Origin of the sequence: Mesorhizobium sp. Primo-A, from assembly GCF_003997175.1 — a bacterium.
GTDB classification, from domain to species: Bacteria; Pseudomonadota; Alphaproteobacteria; order Rhizobiales; family Rhizobiaceae; genus Mesorhizobium; species Mesorhizobium ciceri.
The window spans coordinates 475,617-498,068 of sequence record NZ_RZTG01000004.1; the positions used below are offsets into that span (position 1 = coordinate 475,617).

Consider the following 22,452-nt stretch of genomic DNA (forward strand, 5'->3'; position numbering starts at 1 on the left):
GGGCAATGTCCGCGGATCGGTTTCATACCCGATTCAGGATGGCCGCGGACTGTTCGTTGCGCGTTGCCTGGCATCTGCGATTTTGTTTGACCTGCCTTGCAAGGGGAGAAAGGATGCGTCATCCGACCCCGACGTTGGCTGCCTGCCCCGCGTGGCCTCCGCAGAGGAAATGCCTGATGACGCTGCACGACGTCGCGCTCGACGACAAGTTCGATCTCGCAAAGGAGCGCATCTTCCTGTCCGGCGCGCAGGCGGTCATTCGCATGCTCTTGATGCAGCGCGAGCGCGACCGTCGCGCCGGCTTGAACACGGCCGGGTTCGTCTCTGGCTATCGCGGTTCGCCGCTCGGCGGCCTCGACATGCAGCTGTGGAAGGCGAAGAAACAGCTCGCCCAGGCTGACATCGTCTTCCAGCCGGGTCTCAACGAGGAGCTTGCCGCCACCGCCTGCTGGGGGGCGCAGCAGACGGAGCTGCTGGGCGAGGGCACTCATGACGGCGTCTTTTCGGTCTGGTACGGCAAGGGACCGGGCGTCGACCGCTCAGGCGATGTGTTCCGCCACGCCAACCTCGCCGGATCGTCGAAGCATGGCGGCGTGCTTGCGCTGATGGGCGACGACCATATGGCCGAATCCTCGACCAACGCGCACGCCACCGAATTCCTGTTCGTCGACACGATGGTGCCGATCCTCAACCCGGCCGGTGTCCAGGAGATCATCGACTACGGGCTCTACGGCTTCGCCATGTCGCGCTTTGCCGGCACGTGGGCGGCGATCAAATGCGTCAAGGACAACATCGAATCGACCGCCTCGGTCGATGCCGCGCTCGAGCGGCTGAACATCGTCGTGCCGGAGTTCGACATGCCGCCTGGCGGTCTCAACATCCGCCACGAGATCGACATGCTCGGCCAGGAAGAGCGGCTGCATGAACACAAGCGCGCCGCGGCCTCCGCCTTCATCCTTGCCAATGGGCTGAACCGCATCGTCTATTCGGGCGGCCGCAATCCGAAGATCGGCATCATCACGCTCGGCAAGAGCTATCTCGACGTTCGCCAGGCGCTGGAGGATATCGGCATCGACGAAGCGGCCGCCAACCGCATCGGGGTGCGGCTGTTCAAGGTCGGCTGCCCCTGGCCGCTCGACCTGCATCACATCGCCGGTTTCGCCCGCGGCCTCGACACCATCGTCGTCGTCGAGGAGAAGCGCTCGCTGATCGAGGTACAGTTGCGCGAAAGCCTTTATGGCACTGCCACCCAACCGGTCATTATCGGCAAGAAGGACGAGCGCGGCGACTGGCTGTTTCCGGCCAAAGGCGCGCTCGATCCCAACGAGATCGCCATCGCGCTTGGCGAGAGGATCGTCAGGACCATCGGCCCGTCCGAAGAGATTTCGGCGCGGGTGGCAAAACTGCGCCAGTTCCAGGCAATGCTCACCGAGGCCACCGACATCGGCTCGCGCACGCCGTTCTTCTGTTCCGGTTGCCCGCACAATTCGTCCACCAAGGTGCCGGACGGCTCGATCGCCGCGGCCGGCATCGGCTGCCACTTCATGGCGCTGTGGATGGACCGCAACACAGTCGGCTTCACGGCCATGGGCGGCGAGGGCGCGCAATGGGTCGGCCAGGCGCCGTTCTCCAAGCGCGAGCACATCTTCCAGAATCTTGGCGACGGCACCTACAACCATTCCGGTACGCTGGCGATCCGCTTCGCGCTGTCGAGCGATGCCAACATCACCTACAAGATCCTCTACAACGACGCGGTCGCCATGACCGGCGGCCAGCCGCACGAAGGCGGCCTGACCGTCGATATGATTGCCAGGCAGGTGCGGGCAGAGGGTGTCGACCGCATTGCCATCGTCACGGATGAGCCGGACAAATATGCTGGCAAAGCCGAATTCCCGGCCGGTGCCACTATCCATCACCGCGACGACCTCGATCTCGTCCAGCGCGAGCTGCGCGACGTCAAGGGCGTTTCGGTCTTGCTCTACGACCAGACCTGCGCCGCCGAAAAACGCCGCCGCCGCAAGCGCGGCACATTCCCCGATCCCGACAAGCGCGTCTTCATCAACGAACTGGTCTGCGAAGGCTGCGGCGATTGCGGCGTACAGTCGAACTGCGTCTCGATCCAGCCGGTCGAGACCGAATTCGGCCGCAAGCGCAAGATCGACCAGTCGAGCTGCAATAAGGATTTCTCCTGCGTCAACGGCTTCTGCCCGTCCTTCGTCACTGTGCACGGCGCCAAGATCCGCAAGGCCGAGGGCCTGGCCGGCAAGGCCGATCCGCTGGAAGGCGTGCCCGTGCCGGCGCAATTCCCGCTTGGCGAGCAGGGCTGGGCGGCGATCATCGACGGCGTCGGCGGCACCGGCGTCGTCACCGTCGGTGCGGTGCTAGGCATGGCGGCGCATCTTGAGGACAAGGGCTGCGGCATGATCGACATGGCCGGCCTCGCCCAGAAGGGCGGCTCGGTGTTCACCCATGTCCGCATCGCTCGTACCCCGGACGACATCCATGCAATCCGCGTTTCGGCGGGGAAGGCCGATCTCGTGCTTGGCTGCGATCTCGTCGTGTCGGGCGCCAAGAAGGTGCTGACCGCGGTGCGCGAGGGCCACACCATCTTCGTCGCCAACACCGCCGAGATCATGCCCGGCGAATTCGCCCGCTCGGCCGATTTTTCGTTGCCGATAGAGCGGCTGAAAAAGGCGATCCGCGCGGCTGCGGGCGACGACAAGGCACATTTCTTCGATGCCACCCGCACTGCCACGGCACTTTTCGGCAATTCGCTCGGCGCCAACATGTTCATGCTTGGCTTTGCCTTCCAGCACAGCGGCCTGCCGCTGTCCGCCGAGGCGGTCGAGAAGGCGATCGAGCTCAATGGCGAAGCCGTGGCGATGAACATCGCCGCCTTCCGCTGGGGCCGTCGCGCTGCCCATCAGCCGGATTTCGTGCGCGGGCTGGTTGCCCAGCCGGGTCCGACCGCGGCTGGAAAGGCAGGCCAGGCCACGGACACCGCCGAGACGCTGGACGACATCATTGCCCGCCGCGTCGCCTTCCTGACCGCCTATCAGAACGCCGCCTATGGCAGGCGTTATGCCGGAAAACTGGCCGCGTTGCGCGCCGCCGAAGCGAAGGCCGTGCCTGGTTCGACCGCGGTGTCGCAGGCTGCCGCCAGGAACCTGTTCAAGCTGATGGCGATCAAGGACGAATACGAGGTGGCGCGTCTTTACACGGACGGCTCTTTCGCCGCCGAACTGGGCAAGCAGTTCCAGAGCTACGAAAGGCTCGAATTCCACCTCGCTCCGCCGATCATGGGCCGTCGCGGCAATGACGGAAGCCCGCGGAAATCGAGCTTCGGCCCGTGGATGATGAAGGGTTTTCGCGTGCTGGCGGCGATGAAGGGCCTGCGCGGCACTGCCTTCGACCTGTTCGGCTACACCGCCGAACGGCGCATGGAGCGGCAGCTGCTGGCGCGGTACGAGGCGGATCTGGAGCTCATCGCCGGATCGTTGGCCCCAGCCAGGGTCGATGCGGCGGTTGCGCTGGCCTCGGTGCCTGCCCTCATCCGCGGCTATGGCCACGTCCGCCAAGCCAGCGCGCAAAAGGCCGCCGGCGAGCGCCAAAGGCTGCTCGAACGCCTGTCGAGTACGCCGGCGCGGCCCGAACTTCAGGCCGCCGAATGACCGATACGCCTTGTTTACCTGAACGACAGTTTCCTTGCTTTCCGCTGCGTCACCCGGCTTGACGGCAGGAGCGCGAGGGTCTCTCTAAATCTTTCTTAAGGCGGATGTGGCACTGCTTGGCTCCCCAGGGTTGGGATTCAGGCGTTGAATCTGCGAAAAAAGAACGAGATCCCGGTCGACGTCTATATTCCGTTCGTGGAAACCCTGTTTCGCGACGGGCTGACGCTTTCGATCGGCATTCTCGCGCAGACTTTCCTGATCGGCCTGGTCTGGTGGAAGGGCGGCGATCCGCGGTATTTGCTGGTCGCGATCTCGATGGTTCTCATCGGTGTGTTCCGCATGAGAAACTTTCGAAAATACAACAGCATGCCGTCGCCGACGACCTGGGAAGAGGCGCACAAGCGTGAGAATGACTACATTCTCTATGGCTCCCTGCATGGCTTGACGCTTGGCGCTTTCTGCCTGCTCGGCATCTATTTCGCGCGCGATGGTTTCGCCGAAATCGCCTCCGTTTGCCTGACGCTCGCGACGGCGACCTCCATCGCCGGCCGCAACTACGGCTCGCCGCGCATGGTCACCATCCTGACCATTGCCTTGACCTGGCCGATCTCGCTTGGCTTCCTGCTGCGCGGCGACATCTACCATGTCCTCCTCGGGCTGCTGTCGGCGCCGTTCCTGTTCGCCATCCGGAAATTCGCCAACACCGTACGCGATGTGCTTTTTGCGGCCGTCTCGGAAGAGAAGAAGGCCAACCGCATTGCCCAGCGCTTCAACCGGGCGCTCAACACCATGTCGCACGGCCTTGTCATGCTCGGTCCGGACGGCCGCGTCGCGGTGGCCAATGCCGAGGCCGCGCATCTGATGTCGCTCAAGTCGCCCGACGCGCTGCTCGGACGGTCGATCCACGGTCTGTTGATGCGCGGTGTCGCCGGCGGCATGCTGGCGCCCAAGGATTGCCGCTACATCGAGGCGCAGCTGACGCGTGCCCTGCGTGAGGGTCGCGACCGCAAGGTGCTGGTTTCCCTCGCCAACGGCCAGCATTACGAGTTCTCGGCTCGCGAGGGCAGCCAGGAACTGGGCGTCATCACCTTCGAGGACGTCACCGCCCGTGTCGAGGCGGAAGACAAGATCCGCTTCATGGCACGCTACGACAATCTCACCGGCCTGCCCAACCGGGCCTATTTCCATGAATTGGTGGGCGAGGCCATGGCGTCCGGCGATCGCGACCGTCTCTGCGGCCTTGCGGTGCTCGATCTCGACGATTTCAAGAGCGTCAACGACACGCTTGGCCATCCGATCGGCGACGGCTTGATCTATGCCGTTGCCGAGCGGCTTGGCGCCATTGCCAAGCAAGATATCACGGTCAGCCGTTTCGGTGGCGACGAGTTCATGATCTTCTTCGACCGCGTCGAGGATGAGAGCCATCTGACCAGCCAGCTCGACGAGATATTCGCCGGCCTGCAAGGGGAAGTCGACGTCGCCGGTCACGGGCTGCGCATTCAGGCCAGCGGCGGCGCGGTGCTGTCACGGGTCAAGGATACCGATGTCGACGCCATGATCGTGAAGGCGGACCTGGCGCTCTACAAGGCCAAGGAACTCGGCAAGAACAGCTGGCGATTGTTCGAAGCTTCGATGGATGCCGCCTTCCGCAACCGTCAGCTGATGAAGGCGGATCTGCGCACCGCGGTAGAGGGCAAGAGCCTGCGGGTGGTCTATCAGCCGATCGTGGCGATGAGCACCATGCGTATCGCCAGTTGCGAGGCGCTGTGCCGGTGGGATCATCCAGATCTCGGGCCAATCTCGCCCAGCATCTTCATTCCGCTTGCCGAGGAAATGGGCATCATTTCCGAGATCAGCACCTTCGTGCTGCAGGCAGCCTGCGCCGAATGCGCCAAATGGCCCGACCAGACCAGCGTTTCGGTCAATCTCTCGGCCAAGGATTTCCGCAGCCGCGATGTCATCCAGAAGGTTCGCGATGCGTTGGCCGGCACCGGCCTCGCCGCCAGTAGGCTCGAGATCGAGGTCACCGAAACGGCGCTGCTCGACGACAAGTCGCTGACGCGCCAGTATATTGAGGAGCTGAAGCAGCTTGGCGTGCGCATCGCGCTCGACGATTTCGGCACCGGCTATTCGAGCCTGAGCTACCTGCACAAGCTGCCGCTCGACAAGATCAAGATCGACCGCTCTTTCCTGATGGACGTCACCCAGAATCCCCGTTCGCTCGAGCTGCTCAAGGGTATCGTCAACCTGTCGCGGCCGCTGGGGCTTTCGGTGACCGTCGAAGGGGTCGAGACCTTCGAGCAGCTCAAGATCCTGGCGCTGCAGGTCAAGCCTGATCTTGTCCAGGGGTTCCTGTTCGGTTCGGCGCTCAGCGCTTCCGGCATCGAGACGATGTCGAACACGGTATGGCCCTTCGCCAAGGATATCAGGACCGCCAAAAAGGCGGTACGCCGCTGATTTGCGGCGCCTGGCGCATGGTGCCCAGGCACTGAGAGCCCATCCCTGTTTCCATCAGGATTGAACAGGCGCCCAGGCTTTAGGCATTCACTGCATTCGAGGTTTCTTTGCACATCGCGGGCCATGCCAGAATTTCAGCCGCTTCCCGTCATGTTCGAGACACGCTCTTTCCCCGTCGCGACGCAGAAAACGAAGAAAACCACCAATTTTAGTTTTATTTTAGCAATCGTTAACCTTAACGACTGGTAAACGGGCTGCTTCCTGTTTTCATCTTTTACATCCCAAGACCCTGTCGTAGTGTCGGATCGCGGCGGCAATGTACGGGGATTGAGTTGATGATTGTGCAGTTGAGTTCGCTTCGTCCGGTGACGGGCGAGGACGGCAAGGACGCCGCCGACACCATGTCCAGCTTCGCCCGCAACGTTTCGGCGATGCTTGAGCGGACAGAGTACCGCCGCTGCGACAAGGGCGAAGATCTCGAGGACATCTACCGCCTGCGCTACAAGTCATATCGCTCGAACGATATGGTGCCCGACAACGAAAACCATACCATTCACGATGAGCTCGACGAGGCACCGAATGTGTACCGCTTCGGGGTCTATATCGACCAGGAACTCGTCAGCACGCTGCGTATCCATCACGTCACCTTGGCGACGCCGATGTCGCCTTCCACCAAGGCCTTTGGCGACATCGTCATGCCGATGCTTCGTGACGGACTGAGCTTCATCTGTCCCAGCCGGTTTGCGTCCGATCCCGAATGGTCGCGCGTCTACCCGCAGATTCCCTACCTGACGCTGCGGCTGGCCGGCATGGCGTGCTTCCATTTCAACGCGCCCTACTGCCTGTCGACCATTCGTGAGGATCACGCCGGCTTCTACAAGCGTATCTACTACTCGGAGAAGATCAGCGAGTCGCGCGCCTATCCGGGCGTTTTCAACAAGGTCGTGCTCTACCGCGCCGACGTCAACGCAATCCGCGAGCGGTCCTTCTCACGGTTCCCGTTCTTCCGCTCGACGCCAATGGAGCAGCGCATGCTGTTCGATACGCCGCATGTCGGGGAACTCGCGCCGCTGACCATCCTGCCGACGGCAAAATACTATCACGAAGCCGCCTGATACGGCAGGGATCCACACGATTTTGCAGGGCCGACAGGAGCCTTTTGGCGACTTCGGCGTTCTGGGTGAGGCCACGAGCAGCGCTCCGGGTCGATCTGAGGTTTTTGAGGGAACCCGCCATGACCATTTCCACACTTGCGCTAACCCCGCTCATCTCGCTGATCGCCGGCGTGCTGATCCTGGTCATGCCAAGGCTGTTGAACTACATCGTCGCGCTCTATCTGATCGTCGTCGGGTTGCTCGGGCTATTTCCGCATCTAGCCGGCTGAGGCTCCGGCTTAGGCCACGCAAGCGTCCGCCCTTCGGAGTTCCGCATCAAGCATCAGAATCCAGCGATCGGACTCCGTCGCGGCGTCGACTGCTGGCTTCAATCTTTCTTTGAGGCAGTTGTCGGTTGTTGTGCGGCAATAGCGCCATTGCTCTCGGCGCGGCTTTTCGCTATGTGCCTGAAAGATGTCTTCGAAGGGGTATTCCTATGGCTGATCACTCGCCGACTGGTCCTGTCGAACTGGGCGCGAAGATGGACTATGCCGAGCATGACCGCACCTATGCGGGCTTCCTCGCGCTGGCCAAGTACGGCTCGCTGTTTTGTGGCGCCCTGCTCCTGGCGATGGCCTTCGGCTTCTTCGCGGGCGGCTTCTTCTCGGCGACCATTCTGTTCGTGCTGATTCTGGCTGTCGGCGCCTTTATCCTCCGATAGATTTTTCCGACATCTTGTCCACGGCGCCGCCGCGAGGCCGGCCGGCGTCTTGCGGGAAATAGCTTCCGGCCGAAAGGATCATGCGGTGGGACAGACGGTTTTCATCCCTCGTGAGCTCGATGCCAACGAGCCGCGCGTCGCGGCTTCGCCCGATACGGTGAAACGGCTGGCGGCGTTGGGCTTCGACGTCGTCGTCGAGGCCGGTGCCGGTCTGAAATCGCGCATCATCGATGCCGACTATGCGAGCGCCGGCGCTGCTATCGGCAAGGCTTCCGATGTCGCCAAGGCCGATGTGGTGCTGAAGGTGCGCCGGCCTGGTGATGCCGAGCTGAAGAGCTACAAGCCCGGCGCGGCTGTGATCGCCATCATGGACCCCTACGGCAACGATGCCGCCGTGGCAGCTCTTGCCAAGGCCGGCGTCACCGCTTTCTCGATGGAATTCATGCCCCGGATCACCCGCGCGCAGTCGATGGACGTTTTGTCCTCGCAGGCCAATTTGGCCGGCTATCAGGCGGTGATCGACGGGGCTTCGGAATATGACCGCGCCTTGCCGATGATGATGACGGCGGCCGGCACGGTGCCGGCGGCGAAGGTCTTCATCATGGGCGTTGGCGTCGCCGGCCTGCAGGCGATCGCCACCGCGCGCCGGCTTGGTGCGGTTGTCACCGCCACCGACGTTCGCCCCGCCGCCAAGGAACAGGTCGCCTCGCTCGGCGCCAAGTTCCTCGCGGTCGAGGACGAGGAATTCAAGGCGGCCGAAACGGCCGGCGGCTACGCCAAGGAAATGTCGAAGGAATATCAGGCCAAGCAGGCGGCACTCACATCAGAGCACATCGCCAAGCAGGATATCGTCATCACCACGGCGCTCATTCCCGGCCGGCCGGCGCCCAAGCTGGTCTCGGCGGCGATGGTCGCTTCGATGAAGCCGGGCTCGGTGATCGTCGACCTCGCGGTCGAGCGCGGCGGCAATGTCGAGGGCGCCGAAGCCGGCAAGGTGGTCACCACCGCCAACAACGTCAAGATTGTCGGCCATCTCAATGTGCCTGGCCGCATCGCGGCGTCGGCCTCGCTGCTTTATGCCAGGAACCTGTTCGCCTTTCTCGAGACGCTGGTCGATAAGACGGCCAAGACGCTTGCCATCAATCGCGACGACGATCTGGTCAAGGCAACGATGCTGACCGATGGCGGCAAGGTGGTTCATCCGGCTTTCGTGAAAGCCGACCAGCAGCCGGCAAAGGGCCAATATGTCGAGCCGGCCGCGATCCCGGCCAAGACCATGGTCGCCGATGCTTCGCCCAAGAAAGCCGCGCCCAAGAAGGCGGCCGCACCCAAGTCGCCCTCGTCGAAGCCGAAAGGGATCGCGTGATGGACCAGACCCTGCAGAAAGCCCTCGACCAGCTCGACCAGGCCTCCGCCGCCGTCCGGCTGGCGGTGCACAATCTGGCGACCGCGCCCGGCGGCACTGACGCGGCCGGTGATGCCGCGCATGCGCTCTCCGGCGGCGCCATCGATCCCTTCGTCTTCCGCTTCGCCATCTTCGTCCTGGCGATCTTCGTCGGCTACTACGTCGTCTGGTCGGTGACCCCCGCACTGCATACGCCGCTGATGGCCGTCACCAATGCCATCTCCTCGGTCATCGTCGTCGGCGCGCTGCTTGCCGTCGGCATCGCCGCCTCCGGCATTGCCGCGGGCTTCGGCTTCGTCGCGCTGATGCTGGTTTCGGTCAACATCTTCGGCGGCTTCCTCGTCACCCAGCGCATGCTGGCCATGTACAAGAAGAAGGACAAGTAGAGCGCCATGAACGCCAACTTCGCGTCCTTCCTCTACCTCGTCTCCGGTGTCCTGTTCATCATGGCGCTGCGCGGCCTGTCGCATCCGACCACCAGCCGCCAGGGCAATCTCTACGGCATGATCGGCATGGGTATTGCCATCGCCACCACACTGGCTCTGGCGACCCCGTCCGCCGGCCGCTTCGGCCTGATCGTGCTCGGCCTTGCCATTGGCGGCGGCGTCGGCGCCGTTACCGCGCGCCGCATCGCCATGACCTCGATGCCGCAGCTGGTCGCTGCCTTCCACTCGCTGGTCGGCCTCGCCGCCGTCATGGTGGCGGCTGCCGCGATCTATGCCCCGGAAAGCTTCGGCATCGGCACGGATGGCGACATTCATGCCCAGGCCCTGATCGAGATGAGCCTTGGCGTCGCCATCGGCGCCATCACCTTCACCGGCTCGGTCATCGCTTTCCTCAAGCTCGATGGCCGCATGTCCGGCAAGCCGATCATGATCGGCGCACGCCACTTCATCAACGCCGCACTTGCTATCGCGCTCGTCGTGCTGATCGTGTTGCTGGTCACCACCGAGTCCAAGCTGGTCTTCTGGCTGATCGTTGCCGCCTCGCTGGTGCTCGGTATCCTGCTGATCATCCCGATCGGCGGCGCCGACATGCCGGTCGTCGTCTCGATGCTGAATTCCTATTCCGGCTGGGCGGCGGCGGCGCTGGGCTTCACGCTCGGCAATCTGGCGCTGATCATCACCGGCGCGCTGGTCGGCTCATCCGGCGCGATCCTGTCCTACATCATGTGCAAGGGCATGAACCGAAGCTTCATCTCGGTCATTCTCGGCGGCTTCGGTGGGGAGACGGCAGCGGCCGCCGATGACGGCATCGAACGCACGGTCAAGCAGGGTTCTGCCGACGATGCCGCCTACCTCATGATGAACGCCCAGAAAGTCATCATCGTGCCGGGCTACGGCATGGCGGTTGCCCAGGCGCAGCATGCGCTGCGCGAAATGGCCGACAAGCTCAAGGCCAATGGCGTCGACGTGAAGTACGCCATCCACCCGGTCGCCGGCCGCATGCCCGGCCACATGAACGTGCTGCTCGCCGAAGCCAATGTGCCCTACGACGAGGTGTTCGAGCTTGAGGACATCAACTCGGAGTTCGCGCAAGCCGACGTTGCCTATGTCATCGGCGCCAACGACGTCACCAACCCGTCCGCGCGCGACGACAAGTCCTCACCCATCTACGGCATGCCGATCCTCGACGTCGACAAGGCGCGCACCTGCCTGTTCGTCAAGCGCTCGCTCGGTTCCGGCTATGCCGGTATCGACAACACGCTGTTCTACAAGGACGGCACCATGATGCTGCTCGGCGACGCCAAGAAGATGACCGAAGAGATCGTCAAAGCCATGGATCACTGATCCGGGATAAGCGCCGGGACACGCCAAGAATCGCCCGGCTTCGCGCCGGGCTTTTTCTTGGCAGGCTTTCTTGGCTTGACGGCGATTTCGGCGCTACGATGACGAATTCCCGCCTCGACGGCGGGATTGTCGTCGACGGAGACGTTGGTGCCTGACCCGATCGCATCGCCGCCCGCCGGGAAAGCGCCGCGCAAGCCTGGCCAGGCGGTGGTGATCGTGCATGGCATGGGCGAACAGCGGCCGATGGATACGCTGCGAGGCTTTGTCCAGGCTGTCTGGAGCCATGACCCCAACCGCGCGCCGTTTTATGCCCATGTCGCCGATCCGGCCGACCCCGCCGGCGCGAAGATCAACCAGAGCTGGATCACTCCCGACAGCCGGACCAATTCGTACGAACTTCGCCGCATCACCACGCCCTACGATGTCGATGGCCGCCGCACCGACTTCTACGAGCTTTACTGGGCCGACATCACGCAGGGCACGACGCGAGGCCGGCTTGCCGCCTGGGTGACAAATCTGCTGTGGCGCAAGCCCACCGACATACCGCCGGACGCCCGAAAGCTCTATCTGGTCACTCTGGTTGCCGCCATCATCGTCCTGGTCGCGACGCTCGCGCTTGCGACGTCGGTTTGGCAGCAGCAGATTTCGTGGACCGTCGGCGTCCTCGTCACCATCCTGGCCTCGTTCGTCATCTGGTCGGTGGACCGTTTTGGCCTTCCCTATTTCGGCGATGTCGCGGGCTATGTGCGCGCTGAAGCGGCCACGGTAGAGAAGCGGGCGCTGATCCGCGACCGCGGCCTGAAGCTGCTGAAGCGTCTGATGATGGACGATACCTACGATCGCATCGTGCTGGTCTCGCACAGCCTCGGCTCGATGATCGCCTATGACCTGTTGCAGATCTTGTGGTCCGATTTCAGGCCCCGAAAACTCGAGGCCATCCGCGACAAGGCGAAACTGAAGGCTATCCACGCCATCGACAAGGCGACGCTTGTTGCCGACGGCTCGGCATGGCCCGGCAGCCTTGACGATCTTGCCGGGTTCCGGCGCGATCAGTGGGAGCTCTATCGCCAACTGCGCACCAGGGACGACAGCCATCGGCCTTGGAAGATCAGCGATTTCGTCACGCTTGGTAGCCCGCTGACCCACAGCGAATTTCTGGTGACGCACAATCTCGCCGAATTCAGGCGCGGCATCGCCGAGCGCCTGTTCTCGGCATGTCCGCCGATTGCCGAGGGAGCGGCGGCCGGTGGCACCGTGCTTTATCAGGAAGGGCGCAACCGTTCTTCCGGCAAGCCACAGCGGGCGGTGCATCATGGCGCGGTGTTTGCTGCGACGCGCTGGACCAATATCTTCGACCGCGGCAACGGTTGGCTGACGGGCGATCCGATCTCAGGGCCGATGGCGGAGAATTTCGGCCCGGGCGTGGAGAACGTTCAGGTCGAGCTGCGCGGTTCCCTCGGCCGTGTCTTCACCCACACGCTGTACTGGTCGTTGGCGGCGACCGGTATCGAGGTTGCTGCCGGCGATCAGCCGCGCTCGCATCTCGCCGTGCTGCGCGACGCTGTCGACCTCGGTCGCAAACTGGAGCCGAGCCAAGCCGAAGTGCCGGCGATTCCTCCCCGAAAATAAGAACGGATTTCAGCGAACGGGGTCGTGGCAGCGCCGCTCGACAACTTCAAAGCAAAGCCGCTCCGGGCGGGCCAGAGTGGCTTTGTTGCAAGTGCAGTTCAACGGTTGGTGATAAAAACCGCTTCCTCATCGTCGCGCTGCCTGCCGCCAAGGGCCGCGGCAGCACTGGCGATAAAGGCGCCGATGGCCAGCGAGAGCGCACCAAGCAGGGCAAACGTCGCGCTGGCCTTCCTGGCTGTGTCGGCGGCCTGCTGCGCCTTGACCTTGGCGTCCTGGGCCTTGGCGAGGACGGCATCCACCCGGGTCCTGGCATCTGCTTCCGAAAGCCCCGTGCGAACGGCGACCAACTGCGACAGATAGGTTTTGTCGTCTGCGGAAACCTCGCCTGCCGCGGCGCCGGCGATCAGGATGCGCGAAGCCTGCCCAACCGCGGCCGCATCGCTGTCCGGATTGGCGGCCGCGAGCTTGCCCGGATCAGCCGGACGGAACAGTGAATCCACCAGGTAGGATGTCGCATTGTCGGCCGACGCGCTGCCGGCATTGGCCGAAGCCCCCGCCGATGCGCCCATGGCCGCACCAGACGCGATGGTGGACACCGCCTGCACGCCCGAGCCTATGGCAGCGGAAAGCGCGGAGCCAAGCACGCCGACGACGAGCAGTGTGGCCAACGCCCAGGCAAGAAAGCCATGGGCGGTATCACGGAAATACACCTCGTCCGTGTGGATGCCGACCCATTTGGTGCGCAGGCGTCCGGCAAGGTAGCCGCCGACACCCGAGGACAGCCATTGCACGATGATCAGCCAGACGGCGGTGGATGCCGCGAAAGTGGTGACAGATGCGCCGGATCCCGACCAGGGCGACACCATGCTCAATCCAAGCCCGGAGCCCAGCAGCATGAGGATGAAGGTCAGCGTCGAGGCCGCGAAGGCACCGGCGATGATCGGTCCCCAACTGACGGCGGTGGAGGAGGATTCTGTTGAAGTGGAAACGTCGACAGCCGATAGGGTGGACTGCATAAGTGCCCCCTATCGTACGAACAGCATGATCAGAATGATGATCGGGATCGGTATGCCGAGCAACCAGAGCAAAATGCCGCGTCCCATGGAAGCCTCCTGTTAGAAATTGTGATCGATATTGTCACAATGTCTCGCAGGGACTTCCGTTCCGGCGCGTTGCAAATTGATTTTGTTGCCGCCGGTGGAACAATTGGCGCGCCGCAGCGCGCCAATTCAGATTTAACGGCCAGATCAGATATCCAGATTGGCGACCGACAGCGCGTTGTCCTGGATGAACTCGCGCCTGGGCTCGACCTCGTCGCCCATCAGCCGCGAAAACAGCGAATCCGCATCGGTCGCGTCATTGACCTTGACCTGCAGCAGCGAGCGCACGTTCGGATCGAGCGTGGTTTCCCACAGCTGTTCGGCGTTCATCTCGCCGAGACCCTTGTAGCGCTGCATCGTCAGGCCCTTGCGGCCTGTCGCAAAGACCGCATTGAGCATCGCCAGCGGCCCCGAGATGGTTTCGGAGACATCCTTGCGGCGCAGCACCGGCGGCGACCCGTAGACCTCGCTGAGGCGCTGTGCGTAGCGGTCGAGCTGGCGTGCGTCGGCCGAATTGATCAGCGCCAGGTCGAGATGCGCATATTCCTTGACGCTGCGCACCGTGCGCTCGAACACATAGCCGCCAACGCCTTCATTCGAGGTCGACATGCGGCCGGTCCAGCCGCGCTCGGTGTCCTCGGCAATGATGTCGAGGCGTTTTGCAATCCGCTCCGCCATGTCGTTGGCGCGACCGAGATCGGCGAACACGTCCGGGTTGAGCCCACCGGCGATCGCCGCCTGCTCGACGACGCCTCTGTTGTAGCGCGTGTGCAGGCCGTTGATCAGCTGGCGCACCGCCAGCGCGTCATCGATGGCGCCACGCAGGTCCTGCCCGATGCGAACCTCGCCCGAGCCGAGCGTAAGCGATGCTTCCTCCAGTCCCGAGCCGATCAGGAACTCCTCGAACGCGCTTTCGTCCTTGATGTATTGCGAGCTCTTGCCGCGCGTCACCTTGTAGAGCGGCGGCTGGGCGATGTAGAGATGGCCGCGCTCGATCAGCTCCGGCATCTGCCGGAAGAAGAAGGTAAGCAGCAAGGTTCTGATATGGGCGCCGTCGACGTCGGCGTCGGTCATCAGGATGATCTTGTGGTAGCGCAATTTGTCGGCGTTGAACTCGTCCTTGCCGATCGAGGTGCCGAGCGCCGTGATCAACGTGCCGATCATGTCGGAGCCGAGCATGCGGTCGAAGCGCGCCCGCTCGACATTGAGGATCTTGCCGCGCAACGGCAGGATCGCCTGGTTCTGGCGCGAACGCCCACCCTTGGCGGAGCCGCCGGCGGAATCACCCTCGACGATGAAGATTTCGGATTTCGCCGGGTCGCGTTCCTGGCAGTCGGCCAGTTTGCCGGGCAGGGAAGTGACGCCGAGCGAACTCTTGCGGGTGATATCGCGCGCCTTGCGCGCCGCTTCGCGCGCCGCCGCCGCCTGGATCACCTTGTCGACGACCACCTTGCCTTCGCTCGGGTGTTCTTCCAGCCAGGTGCCGAGCGCTTCGTTGACCAGGCCTTCGACGACAGGACGGACTTCCGACGAGACCAGCTTGTCCTTGGTCTGCGAGGAGAATTTCGGGTCGGGAACCTTGACCGACAGCACCGCCGTCAGACCTTCGCGGCAATCGTCGCCGATCAACGAGACCTTTTCCTTCTTGGTCAGCCCAGAGGATTCGCCATAGCCGGTGATCTGACGCGTCAGCGCGCCGCGGAAGCCGGCCAGATGCGTGCCGCCATCGCGCTGCGGGATGTTGTTGGTGAAGGCCAGCACGTTCTCGTGGTAGCTGTCGTTCCACCACATCGCCACTTCGACGGTGATCCCGTCGCGCTCCGCCCGGATGGCGATCGGCTTGTCGATCAGCGGTTTCTTGACGCGATCGAGATATTTGACGAATTCTTCGAGGCCTCCATCGTAGTGCAGTTCATGGCGCACGACATCGGCGTGACGGGCATCGGTCAAAATGATGCGCACGCCGGAATTGAGGAAGGCAAGCTCGCGCAGCCGGTGTTCCAGCGTGCCGAAGTCGAACTCGACCATGGTGAAGGTCTCGGCCGACGGGAAGAAGGTGATCTGGCTGCCGCTGCGGCCCTCATAGGTGCCCGGCTGCTTGTCCTGCTCATAGGTGCCGGTCGCCTTCAGAGGTGCGTCGGCATTGCCATGCGTGAAACTCATCTCGAAGATCTGGCCGTTGCGGCGGATCTTCAGCTTTAGCCACGCCGACAGCGCGTTGACCACCGAGACGCCGACGCCATGCAGGCCGCCCGAGACCTTGTAGGAATTCTGGTCGAACTTGCCGCCGGCATGCAGCTGCGTCATGATCACTTCGGCCGCCGAAATGCCTTCTCCGGTGTGGATATCGGTCGGAATTCCGCGGCCATTGTCGATCACAGTGACCGAACCATCGGGGTTGAGCGTCACGGTGACGAGGTCGGCGTGACCGGCCAGCGCCTCGTCGATGGCGTTGTCGACCACTTCATAGACCATGTGATGCAGGCCCGAGCCGTCGTCTGTATCACCGATATACATTCCGGGGCGTTTGCGGACAGCGTCCAACCCCTTCAAAACCTTGATGGAATCGGCGCCGTATTCGGCTTCAGCGCCGTTGTTGTTGTCGATCTGATCGCTCATGAAAACCTGTTGTCTGGATGCCGCCTGCACAGCGCGAAAAGTCCGCGCCGAATCGCGCCTCTGATATCGACTAGATATAGGCGCAAAAGGCGGTTTTTCCAAGGTTTGCAGGCATTTCACTGGGAATGGCCGGCTGCCAATGGCGGGCCTCCGCCGGCCCCCATTTCACTTCGGCCAGCGGTCCTTGAGAAACCTTGATCATGAACTTGTATCTCGGCGCCAGCCGCCTGCTGCGGTCGCGCCCCGGCGTCATGTCGGGCGGGCGGCCGGATCAGGCGGTGGTCGTCGTTGGCGATGACCAGGGCCAGGCGCCACCACTGCGGTGGCGGTGGTGAGCATAGGCAGCAAGGCAAACAGCAAGCGCAAATCGAACTGCCCCCCAGTTCGTTCCTGTGCACGACCACCTCTCTATGGCAGCAAACCGGGGTTTTTTGCGGAAGACCAGCGTTTTCAGCCTGCCCGCATCGGCTTCAAAGCCTCGCTCCAGCGCAGCAGCCCGTCGAGCATGGTTTTGGCTCCGCCCTGCACCTGTTCGCTGGCGTTGAAAGCGCCATTTTCGTCGAGCAGTTTCTGGTACATCGGCAGCGCGACGCCTTCCGGGATCGGCATGACACCTACCGAGGTCAGCAGCGGCTTCAGCGCTTGCGCCGCGCGCAGGCCGCCGGAGACGCCGCCATAGCTGAAAATGGCGGCTGCCTTGTACTTCCATTCGCGCGAGAGATAGTCGATCGCGTTGACGATCGCCGGCGCCACGAAATAATTGTATTCCGGCGCCACGAAGACGAAGGCATCGGCGGCATCGATCGCCTTGGACCAGGCTTTGGTATGATCGTTCTGGTAGTTGCCAAGCCTTGGATGGTGCGGTTCGTCCAGCACCGGAAGCTTGAACGCATCGATGTCGGTCAGTACAGGCTCGAATTTCCCGTGCTCGCGCGCGAACCTCTCCAGCCACTCGGCAAAAATCGGTCCGGCGCGGCCTGGCCGCGTGCTGCCGATGATGATGTTCAACTGGTGCTTCAAGCTGGGCTCCTGCGGTGGCGGTATCCATTGGTGACTGCCACCTAGGGCATGCCGCTCGGGGCAACAAGAAGGCACCTCGCGGTAACCGGTCACATTCCGGAGAGTAGGGCCTTGCCGTTCGGTCACATGGACGCCTGCTTTGCGGCCCACTACATTGGGTCATCAGCGGAGCACAGCATGGACATCCAGCCCGCCCCCTTCATTCCCCCGGCGCCGAAGCCGCGCACGACGCCGCCCTCGACGCTAGAGATGATCCGCATCGTCTACCGCAACCCGCTCGAATTGTGGGGTGAGCATACCTACAACGAGCCGTGGATCTCGGCGAACGGCGTTGGCGGACATCTGATCGTCGCCAATGATCCCGCCCTGATCCGGCATGTGCTGGTCGACAACGCCAGGAACTACAAGATGGCGACGGTGCGCCAGAAGATCCTGCGGCCGATCCTGCGCGACGGCCTGCTCACCGCCGAGGGCGAGGTCTGGAAGCGGTCGCGCAAGGCGATGGCGCCGGTGTTCACGCCGCGCCACATCTTCGGCTTCGCCCAGCCGATGCTGAGGCGCACGCAGGACTTCGTCACCCGTTACGAAGACGGCGGCACGTCTGACATCGCCCATGACATGACGCTGCTCACTTATGACATCCTGGCCGAGACGCTGTTTTCCGGCGAGATATCAGGCGAGCCCGGCAGTTTCGCCAACGAGATCGACCGCCTGTTCGAGACCATGGGTCGCGTCGATCCGCTCGACCTGTTGCGTGCGCCCGACTGGCTGCCGAGGCTGACCCGCATCCGTGGCCGCAAGACCATGGCCTATTTCCGCAAGATCGTCACCGACACGGTCAAGATGCGCGAAGCGAAATTCAAGCGCGATCCCGATGCCGTGCCGCAGGATTTCCTGACACTGCTGCTCAAGGCCGAGGGACCCGACGGACTGACGCGGGCCGAGGTCGAGGACAATATCATCACCTTCATCGGCGCCGGCCATGAGACGACGGCGCGTGCGCTCGGCTGGACGCTCTATTGCCTGGCTGAATCACCGTGGGAGCGCAACCGGGTCGAGCAGGAGATCGACCAGGTGCTGGCGCGCGAGCCCGATCCGACGAAATGGCTCGATGCCATGCCCTTCACGCGCGCGGCTTTCGACGAAGCGCTCAGGCTCTATCCGCCGGCGCCGTCGATCAACCGCGAGCCGATCGAACCGGAAATGTGGAAGGATCTTCATATCCCCAAGCACGCCGCGGTGCTGGTGATGCCTTGGGTCGTGCATCGCCACAGGAAACTGTGGGACCGGCCGGATGCCTTCCTGCCGGAACGCTTCCACCCGGGAAATCGCGAAAAGATCGACCGCTTCCAGTATCTGCCGTTTGGCGCCGGCCCACGCGTCTGCATCGGCGCCAGCTTCGCCATGCAGGAGGCGATCATCGCGCTGGCGATCATGCTGTCGCGCTTCCGCTTCGACACCACCGCCGAAACGAAACCCTGGCCGGTACAGAAACTGACCACGCAGCCGCAAGGCGGTCTACCGATGCAGGTCACGCCGCGTTAGGCGTGACACCTTCAGGCAGTTGCGCCGAATTAGGCCGCGGGCTTGCGTTGCTGGAACTGGCCGGCGGCGCGGTAGCGCCAGAGATAGCTGGGCAGGATCGTCGCGATCGACTGCGGCTGGATGCCTAGCCCCGCAAGCGTCCTGTTGGTCTGGTTGGCGGCGTCCGAAACGATGTTGTGCTCGCGCAGCTGCATCACCTGGTCCTTGGTCAGCAGCGGGTTGGGCAGGAGACCGAGGATCGAGGCCTGGATGTTGGCCACCCACCACGGAACCGGCACCAGCAGCCGCTTGCGCTCGATCACGTCGAGCAGCTCTTCCATACACTGCTTGAAGGTGAGCACCTTCGGTCCGCCGAGTTCATAGATCTGGCCGCCATCCACCTTGCCGTCGACCGAGCGCGCCACCGCTTCGGCCACGTCGCCGACATAGACCGGCTGAAACTTGGTCTGGCCGCCGCCGATCAGCGGCAGCACCGGCGAATAGCGCGCCATGTTGGCGAAGCGGTTGAAGAAGCCGTCTTCGGGTCCGAAATTGATCGACGGCCGGAAGATCACGGCGTCCTTGATCGTCTCCAGCACAGCCTTTTCGCCAAGCGCCTTGGTGCGCGCGTAGTCTGATTCGGAGTCCAGATCGGCGCCAAGCGCAGAAATGTGGGTCAGGCCGGCGCCGACCGAGCGCGCGGCCTCGGCCACTGCGCGGGCGCCGAACTCGTGCACGGCGGAGAATTTCTGCCGGCCGCTCTCATGCAGGATGGCGACCAGATTGACGACATGGTCGGCGCCTTGCACGGCGCGGTCTACCGACCAGCGCACGCGCACATTGGCCTGGACCGGCTGGATCTGGCCGACATTGCCGAGCGGCTGCAAATGGCCGGCGAGATCGGGCCGCCGGCAGGCGACCCGGATGCGATAGCCGCGCTTGGCCAACGCGCGCACGACATGGCGGCCGACAAAGCCTGACCCGCCAAAGACGACGACGAGCTTTGGGGTCTGCAGGATTTCGGTCATGGCTGGCTCCGGCGCTCGCAGGCTTGGCTGAAGCCGTTTCATAATCCGTTTCGTGCCAAAGGCAAAGGGCGACGCGTCGTCGCTATCAGCCTGTCAGAACGCTTTGCCGATACGGTTGTCGACCGAATGGCGGTTGCCGCCGCGAATGACGAAGAAGAGCAGGATCGCTGCCCACAGCAGCGACTTTTCCGCACCCGAATAGCCTTGGCCCATGGTGACCCAGTGGAACCAGACCGTGACCAGCAGCACGAACAGGCCGGCAAAGGCGGCCGGCCGCGTCAAAAAGCCGATGGCGATGAAGATGCCGCCAAAGAATTCAGTGCAGGCCAGAAGCAACGACCACAACGCGCCCGGATAGAAGCCGAGACCCTCGACCATCTCGGCAGCGCCGAAAGGATTGGTGATCTTCTGCGAACCGTGGATGGCGAGAAACCCGCCGGCGACGACGCGAAGAACGGTTTCGGCACCATCGTGCAGGGCCGCGTAAAACCTGCCAAGGACCGGGATGACAAGGGCGTTGCGGGGATTGTCCGTGCTTGCCGACATTGTAGCTCCTCTGTTTTGCTCAATCAGCGCAAACGGCCGATCAGGTTGGTCGAAGTCAAATAAACAAAAGTTGACCAAAACGAGAATGTTTTACCATCGTGCGATCAAAACGCAGAAAACCCCGCCGAAGCGGGGTTTTCCGGGTGACATCCATGCGAAGCCAGGGGCCGACGGCGCGGCCTGACCTGAGACGGTATCAGGAGGGCGTGAAGCAAGTACGCCCACCCCAGCCCTGAACATCCGACATGGTGCCACCAACCTTCTTGCAGGCGGCGACGAAATCAGCGCTGCAATTGGCGAATTTTGCATGGCCGTTCTTGCAGTAGTGGTCTTCGGTGGCCCCGCCGCTCGGGGCAGCGATGACACCCGGGCTGGACGGCTTGACCGGTGCGGCCTTCAGGGTGGCTGCCTGTGTGGCGCCCATGAACGAGCCGAGCAGAAGGACGGCGGTCAGCATGGTGATCTTGGTGTTGGTCATGGCAATTTCCTTTGATTTGGGTTGAGTTTTCCGAAGCGCGAAGGACCGGCCTTCGCGTGATGCAGGCTTTCGATTTCGGTTTGCTGCTTCCCTCGGTGTGGATCGGGCAAGCTCGCCTTGCCCTGGACAAAGCTGGGTCGCAGCAAGGCGCGGAAAGGTTCAGCGGCGCGCAAAGAAAATCGCACTGCGCCGCGCCTGCGGCGGACGAATTCCAGATAACTAATTGATATTTAATAATATTCAGGAAGAATAGCGTGCAGCGAATTCGGAAATGCGCTGCACCACGGCCTTCGATGCGGTAATGCCGCGCGCTTGCGCCTTCTCGGCGGCCTCTGCGCGGGCACGACCGGGCACATGCACGCCGAAGCGCCGCCGCAGCCGGTCAAGCTGGTCCTTCATTCGTTGCTCGAAATCTGGATCGAGCAGCTTGGGTTCGATAGCAAGCACGAACAGTCCCGTGCCGGGGCTGTCCGGCCCGCCGCTGAACCATGGCGCGTCGAGCGACCAGTTGGCGCCCGACAGGCCCGCCGCCAGCACCTCGACCATCAGCGCGATGTTGGCGCCGCGCTGACCGCCGAAGGCGAGCATTGCACCCTTCATGGCGGCGGCGGGATCGGTGGTCGGATTGCCGCTGGCGTCCAGTGCCCAGCCTTCCGGGATTGTCTTGCCGTCCTCGGCCGCTTTGCGGATGTTGACGAAAGCGGTGGCGCTCGACGACTGGTCGATGACCAGCGGCGCCCCGTCGGCGGCAGGCGCGGCAAACGACATCGGGTTGGTGCAGTAGACCGGCTTGACCGAGCCCGAGCCGGCAAGCACGGCCGGGCCGTTGGTGGCTGCGAACGACACCAGTCCTTGTGCTGCCAGCCTTCCGGTGAAATAGCCGAGCGCGCCGCATGTATAGGCGTTCTTCTGCGAGAAGATGGCGACACCGAACAGCTTTGCCGCCTTGGCGAGGTCGTCGATGTTGCGGTCGAAGCCGGTATGCGCCAGCCCGCCGCGTGCATCGGAGAGATAGACTGCCAGCGCCGGCCGTGTGATCACCGGGTCGGCATTGCCGTCGATGCGTCCGGCTTCCAGCGCCTCGAGATAGTCGATGAAATGCGACAGACCGACCGAGGAAAGCCCTTCGGCCTCGGCTGATATGATCGAAGCAGTGAGCGATTGCGCCGCTTCCTCATTGGCGCCGGCGCCAAGTGCCGCCATCCGGCACAGTCCTTTTGCCTGGTCGAGACTGAGTTGCATCATGGCCGTCCTAGGGGAGTAGGGGAATAGGGGAGTACGGGACAGTGGGCAGTGAATAGCGAATGGGGATGGAAATGTGAATGTGGATAGTGGCCCGATACTCCCCTACTCCCCTACTCCCCTACTCC

Annotated in this window: 18 protein-coding genes; 10 read left to right on the forward strand and 8 right to left on the reverse strand. The window is 63.2% G+C overall.

The annotated features are described in order from the left end of the window. Window positions 1–176 precede the first annotated feature (176 nt). The 9 genes from EOC83_RS10525 to EOC83_RS10565 all read left to right on the forward strand — a co-directional run bounded on the left by EOC83_RS10525 (window position 177) and on the right by EOC83_RS10565 (window position 12,767). Complete coding sequence (locus tag EOC83_RS10525) at window positions 177–3,671, forward strand: indolepyruvate ferredoxin oxidoreductase family protein (protein WP_024501910.1); 3,495 nt, start codon at window positions 177–179, stop codon at window positions 3,669–3,671. 144 nt (window positions 3,672–3,815) lie between these two features. Next, entirely contained in the window at window positions 3,816–6,128 is a 2,313-nt protein-coding gene (locus EOC83_RS10530) for an EAL domain-containing protein (protein WP_063169839.1), read from the forward strand. Between the two features lie 335 nt (window positions 6,129–6,463). Beyond that, window positions 6,464–7,243 (forward strand): hypothetical protein, encoded by a 780-nt coding sequence (locus EOC83_RS10535; protein ID WP_013528206.1) that lies wholly within the window; start codon window positions 6,464–6,466, stop codon window positions 7,241–7,243. 119 nt (window positions 7,244–7,362) lie between these two features. Then, a complete protein-coding gene (locus EOC83_RS10540; protein WP_013528205.1) occupies window positions 7,363–7,512 on the forward strand; it encodes a DUF3096 domain-containing protein in 150 nt (49 codons plus the stop codon). 206 nt (window positions 7,513–7,718) lie between these two features. Beyond that, the gene (locus tag EOC83_RS10545) at window positions 7,719–7,943 is read left to right on the forward strand and encodes an aa3-type cytochrome c oxidase subunit IV (protein ID WP_013528204.1); all 225 of its coding nucleotides are present in this window, start codon (window positions 7,719–7,721) and stop codon (window positions 7,941–7,943) included. An 85-nt stretch (window positions 7,944–8,028) separates the two neighbouring features. After that, entirely contained in the window at window positions 8,029–9,309 is a 1,281-nt protein-coding gene (locus EOC83_RS10550) for a Re/Si-specific NAD(P)(+) transhydrogenase subunit alpha (protein ID WP_063169840.1), read from the forward strand. Beyond that, entirely contained in the window at window positions 9,306–9,734 is a 429-nt protein-coding gene (locus tag EOC83_RS10555) for an NAD(P) transhydrogenase subunit alpha (RefSeq protein ID WP_024501908.1), read from the forward strand. Before EOC83_RS10550 ends, EOC83_RS10555 begins: the two co-directional genes overlap by 4 nt. Before the next feature lie 6 nt (window positions 9,735–9,740). Beyond that, window positions 9,741–11,138, forward strand: coding sequence for an NAD(P)(+) transhydrogenase (Re/Si-specific) subunit beta (locus EOC83_RS10560; protein ID WP_013528201.1), 1,398 nt, complete (start codon window positions 9,741–9,743; stop codon window positions 11,136–11,138). 147 nt (window positions 11,139–11,285) lie between these two features. Beyond that, window positions 11,286–12,767, forward strand: coding sequence for a hypothetical protein (locus EOC83_RS10565; RefSeq protein ID WP_063170441.1), 1,482 nt, complete (start codon window positions 11,286–11,288; stop codon window positions 12,765–12,767). A gap of 98 nt (window positions 12,768–12,865) precedes the next feature. Here EOC83_RS10565 and EOC83_RS10570 read toward each other — a convergent pair whose 3' ends face one another. The 4 genes from EOC83_RS10570 to EOC83_RS10580 form a co-directional block, all read right to left on the reverse strand. Continuing rightward, window positions 12,866–13,783 carry a hypothetical protein gene (locus EOC83_RS10570; protein ID WP_013528199.1) on the reverse strand — a complete coding sequence of 306 codons (918 nt, stop codon included), beginning with the start codon at window positions 13,781–13,783 and terminating at the stop codon, window positions 12,866–12,868. A gap of 231 nt (window positions 13,784–14,014) precedes the next feature. Then, window positions 14,015–16,486 (reverse strand): DNA topoisomerase (ATP-hydrolyzing) subunit B, encoded by a 2,472-nt coding sequence (gyrB, locus tag EOC83_RS10575; protein ID WP_013528198.1) that lies wholly within the window; start codon window positions 16,484–16,486, stop codon window positions 14,015–14,017. Between the two features lie 70 nt (window positions 16,487–16,556). Next, window positions 16,557–16,688, reverse strand: coding sequence for a hypothetical protein (locus EOC83_RS33555; protein ID WP_255337201.1), 132 nt, complete (start codon window positions 16,686–16,688; stop codon window positions 16,557–16,559). A 248-nt stretch (window positions 16,689–16,936) separates the two neighbouring features. Next, the gene (locus EOC83_RS10580) at window positions 16,937–17,506 is read right to left on the reverse strand and encodes an NADPH-dependent FMN reductase (protein WP_063169841.1); all 570 of its coding nucleotides are present in this window, start codon (window positions 17,504–17,506) and stop codon (window positions 16,937–16,939) included. Between the two features lie 177 nt (window positions 17,507–17,683). Between EOC83_RS10580 and EOC83_RS10585 the strand changes: the two genes are divergently transcribed. Then, complete coding sequence (locus EOC83_RS10585; RefSeq protein WP_013528196.1) at window positions 17,684–19,051, forward strand: cytochrome P450; 1,368 nt, start codon at window positions 17,684–17,686, stop codon at window positions 19,049–19,051. A gap of 29 nt (window positions 19,052–19,080) precedes the next feature. Here the strand turns inward: EOC83_RS10585 and EOC83_RS10590 are convergent, their stop codons facing one another. The 4 genes from EOC83_RS10590 to EOC83_RS10605 form a co-directional block, all read right to left on the reverse strand. Next, window positions 19,081–20,058: a complex I NDUFA9 subunit family protein gene (locus EOC83_RS10590; RefSeq protein ID WP_024501904.1), complete on the reverse strand. Its 978-nt coding sequence runs from the start codon at window positions 20,056–20,058 to the stop codon at window positions 19,081–19,083. A 93-nt stretch (window positions 20,059–20,151) separates the two neighbouring features. Beyond that, window positions 20,152–20,604, reverse strand: coding sequence for a DoxX family protein (locus EOC83_RS10595; RefSeq protein ID WP_013528194.1), 453 nt, complete (start codon window positions 20,602–20,604; stop codon window positions 20,152–20,154). A gap of 196 nt (window positions 20,605–20,800) precedes the next feature. Further along, a complete protein-coding gene (locus EOC83_RS10600; protein WP_013528193.1) occupies window positions 20,801–21,082 on the reverse strand; it encodes a hypothetical protein in 282 nt (93 codons plus the stop codon). A 240-nt stretch (window positions 21,083–21,322) separates the two neighbouring features. After that, a complete protein-coding gene (locus tag EOC83_RS10605) occupies window positions 21,323–22,324 on the reverse strand; it encodes an Ldh family oxidoreductase (RefSeq protein WP_063170442.1) in 1,002 nt (333 codons plus the stop codon). Window positions 22,325–22,452: the final 128 nt, after the last annotated feature.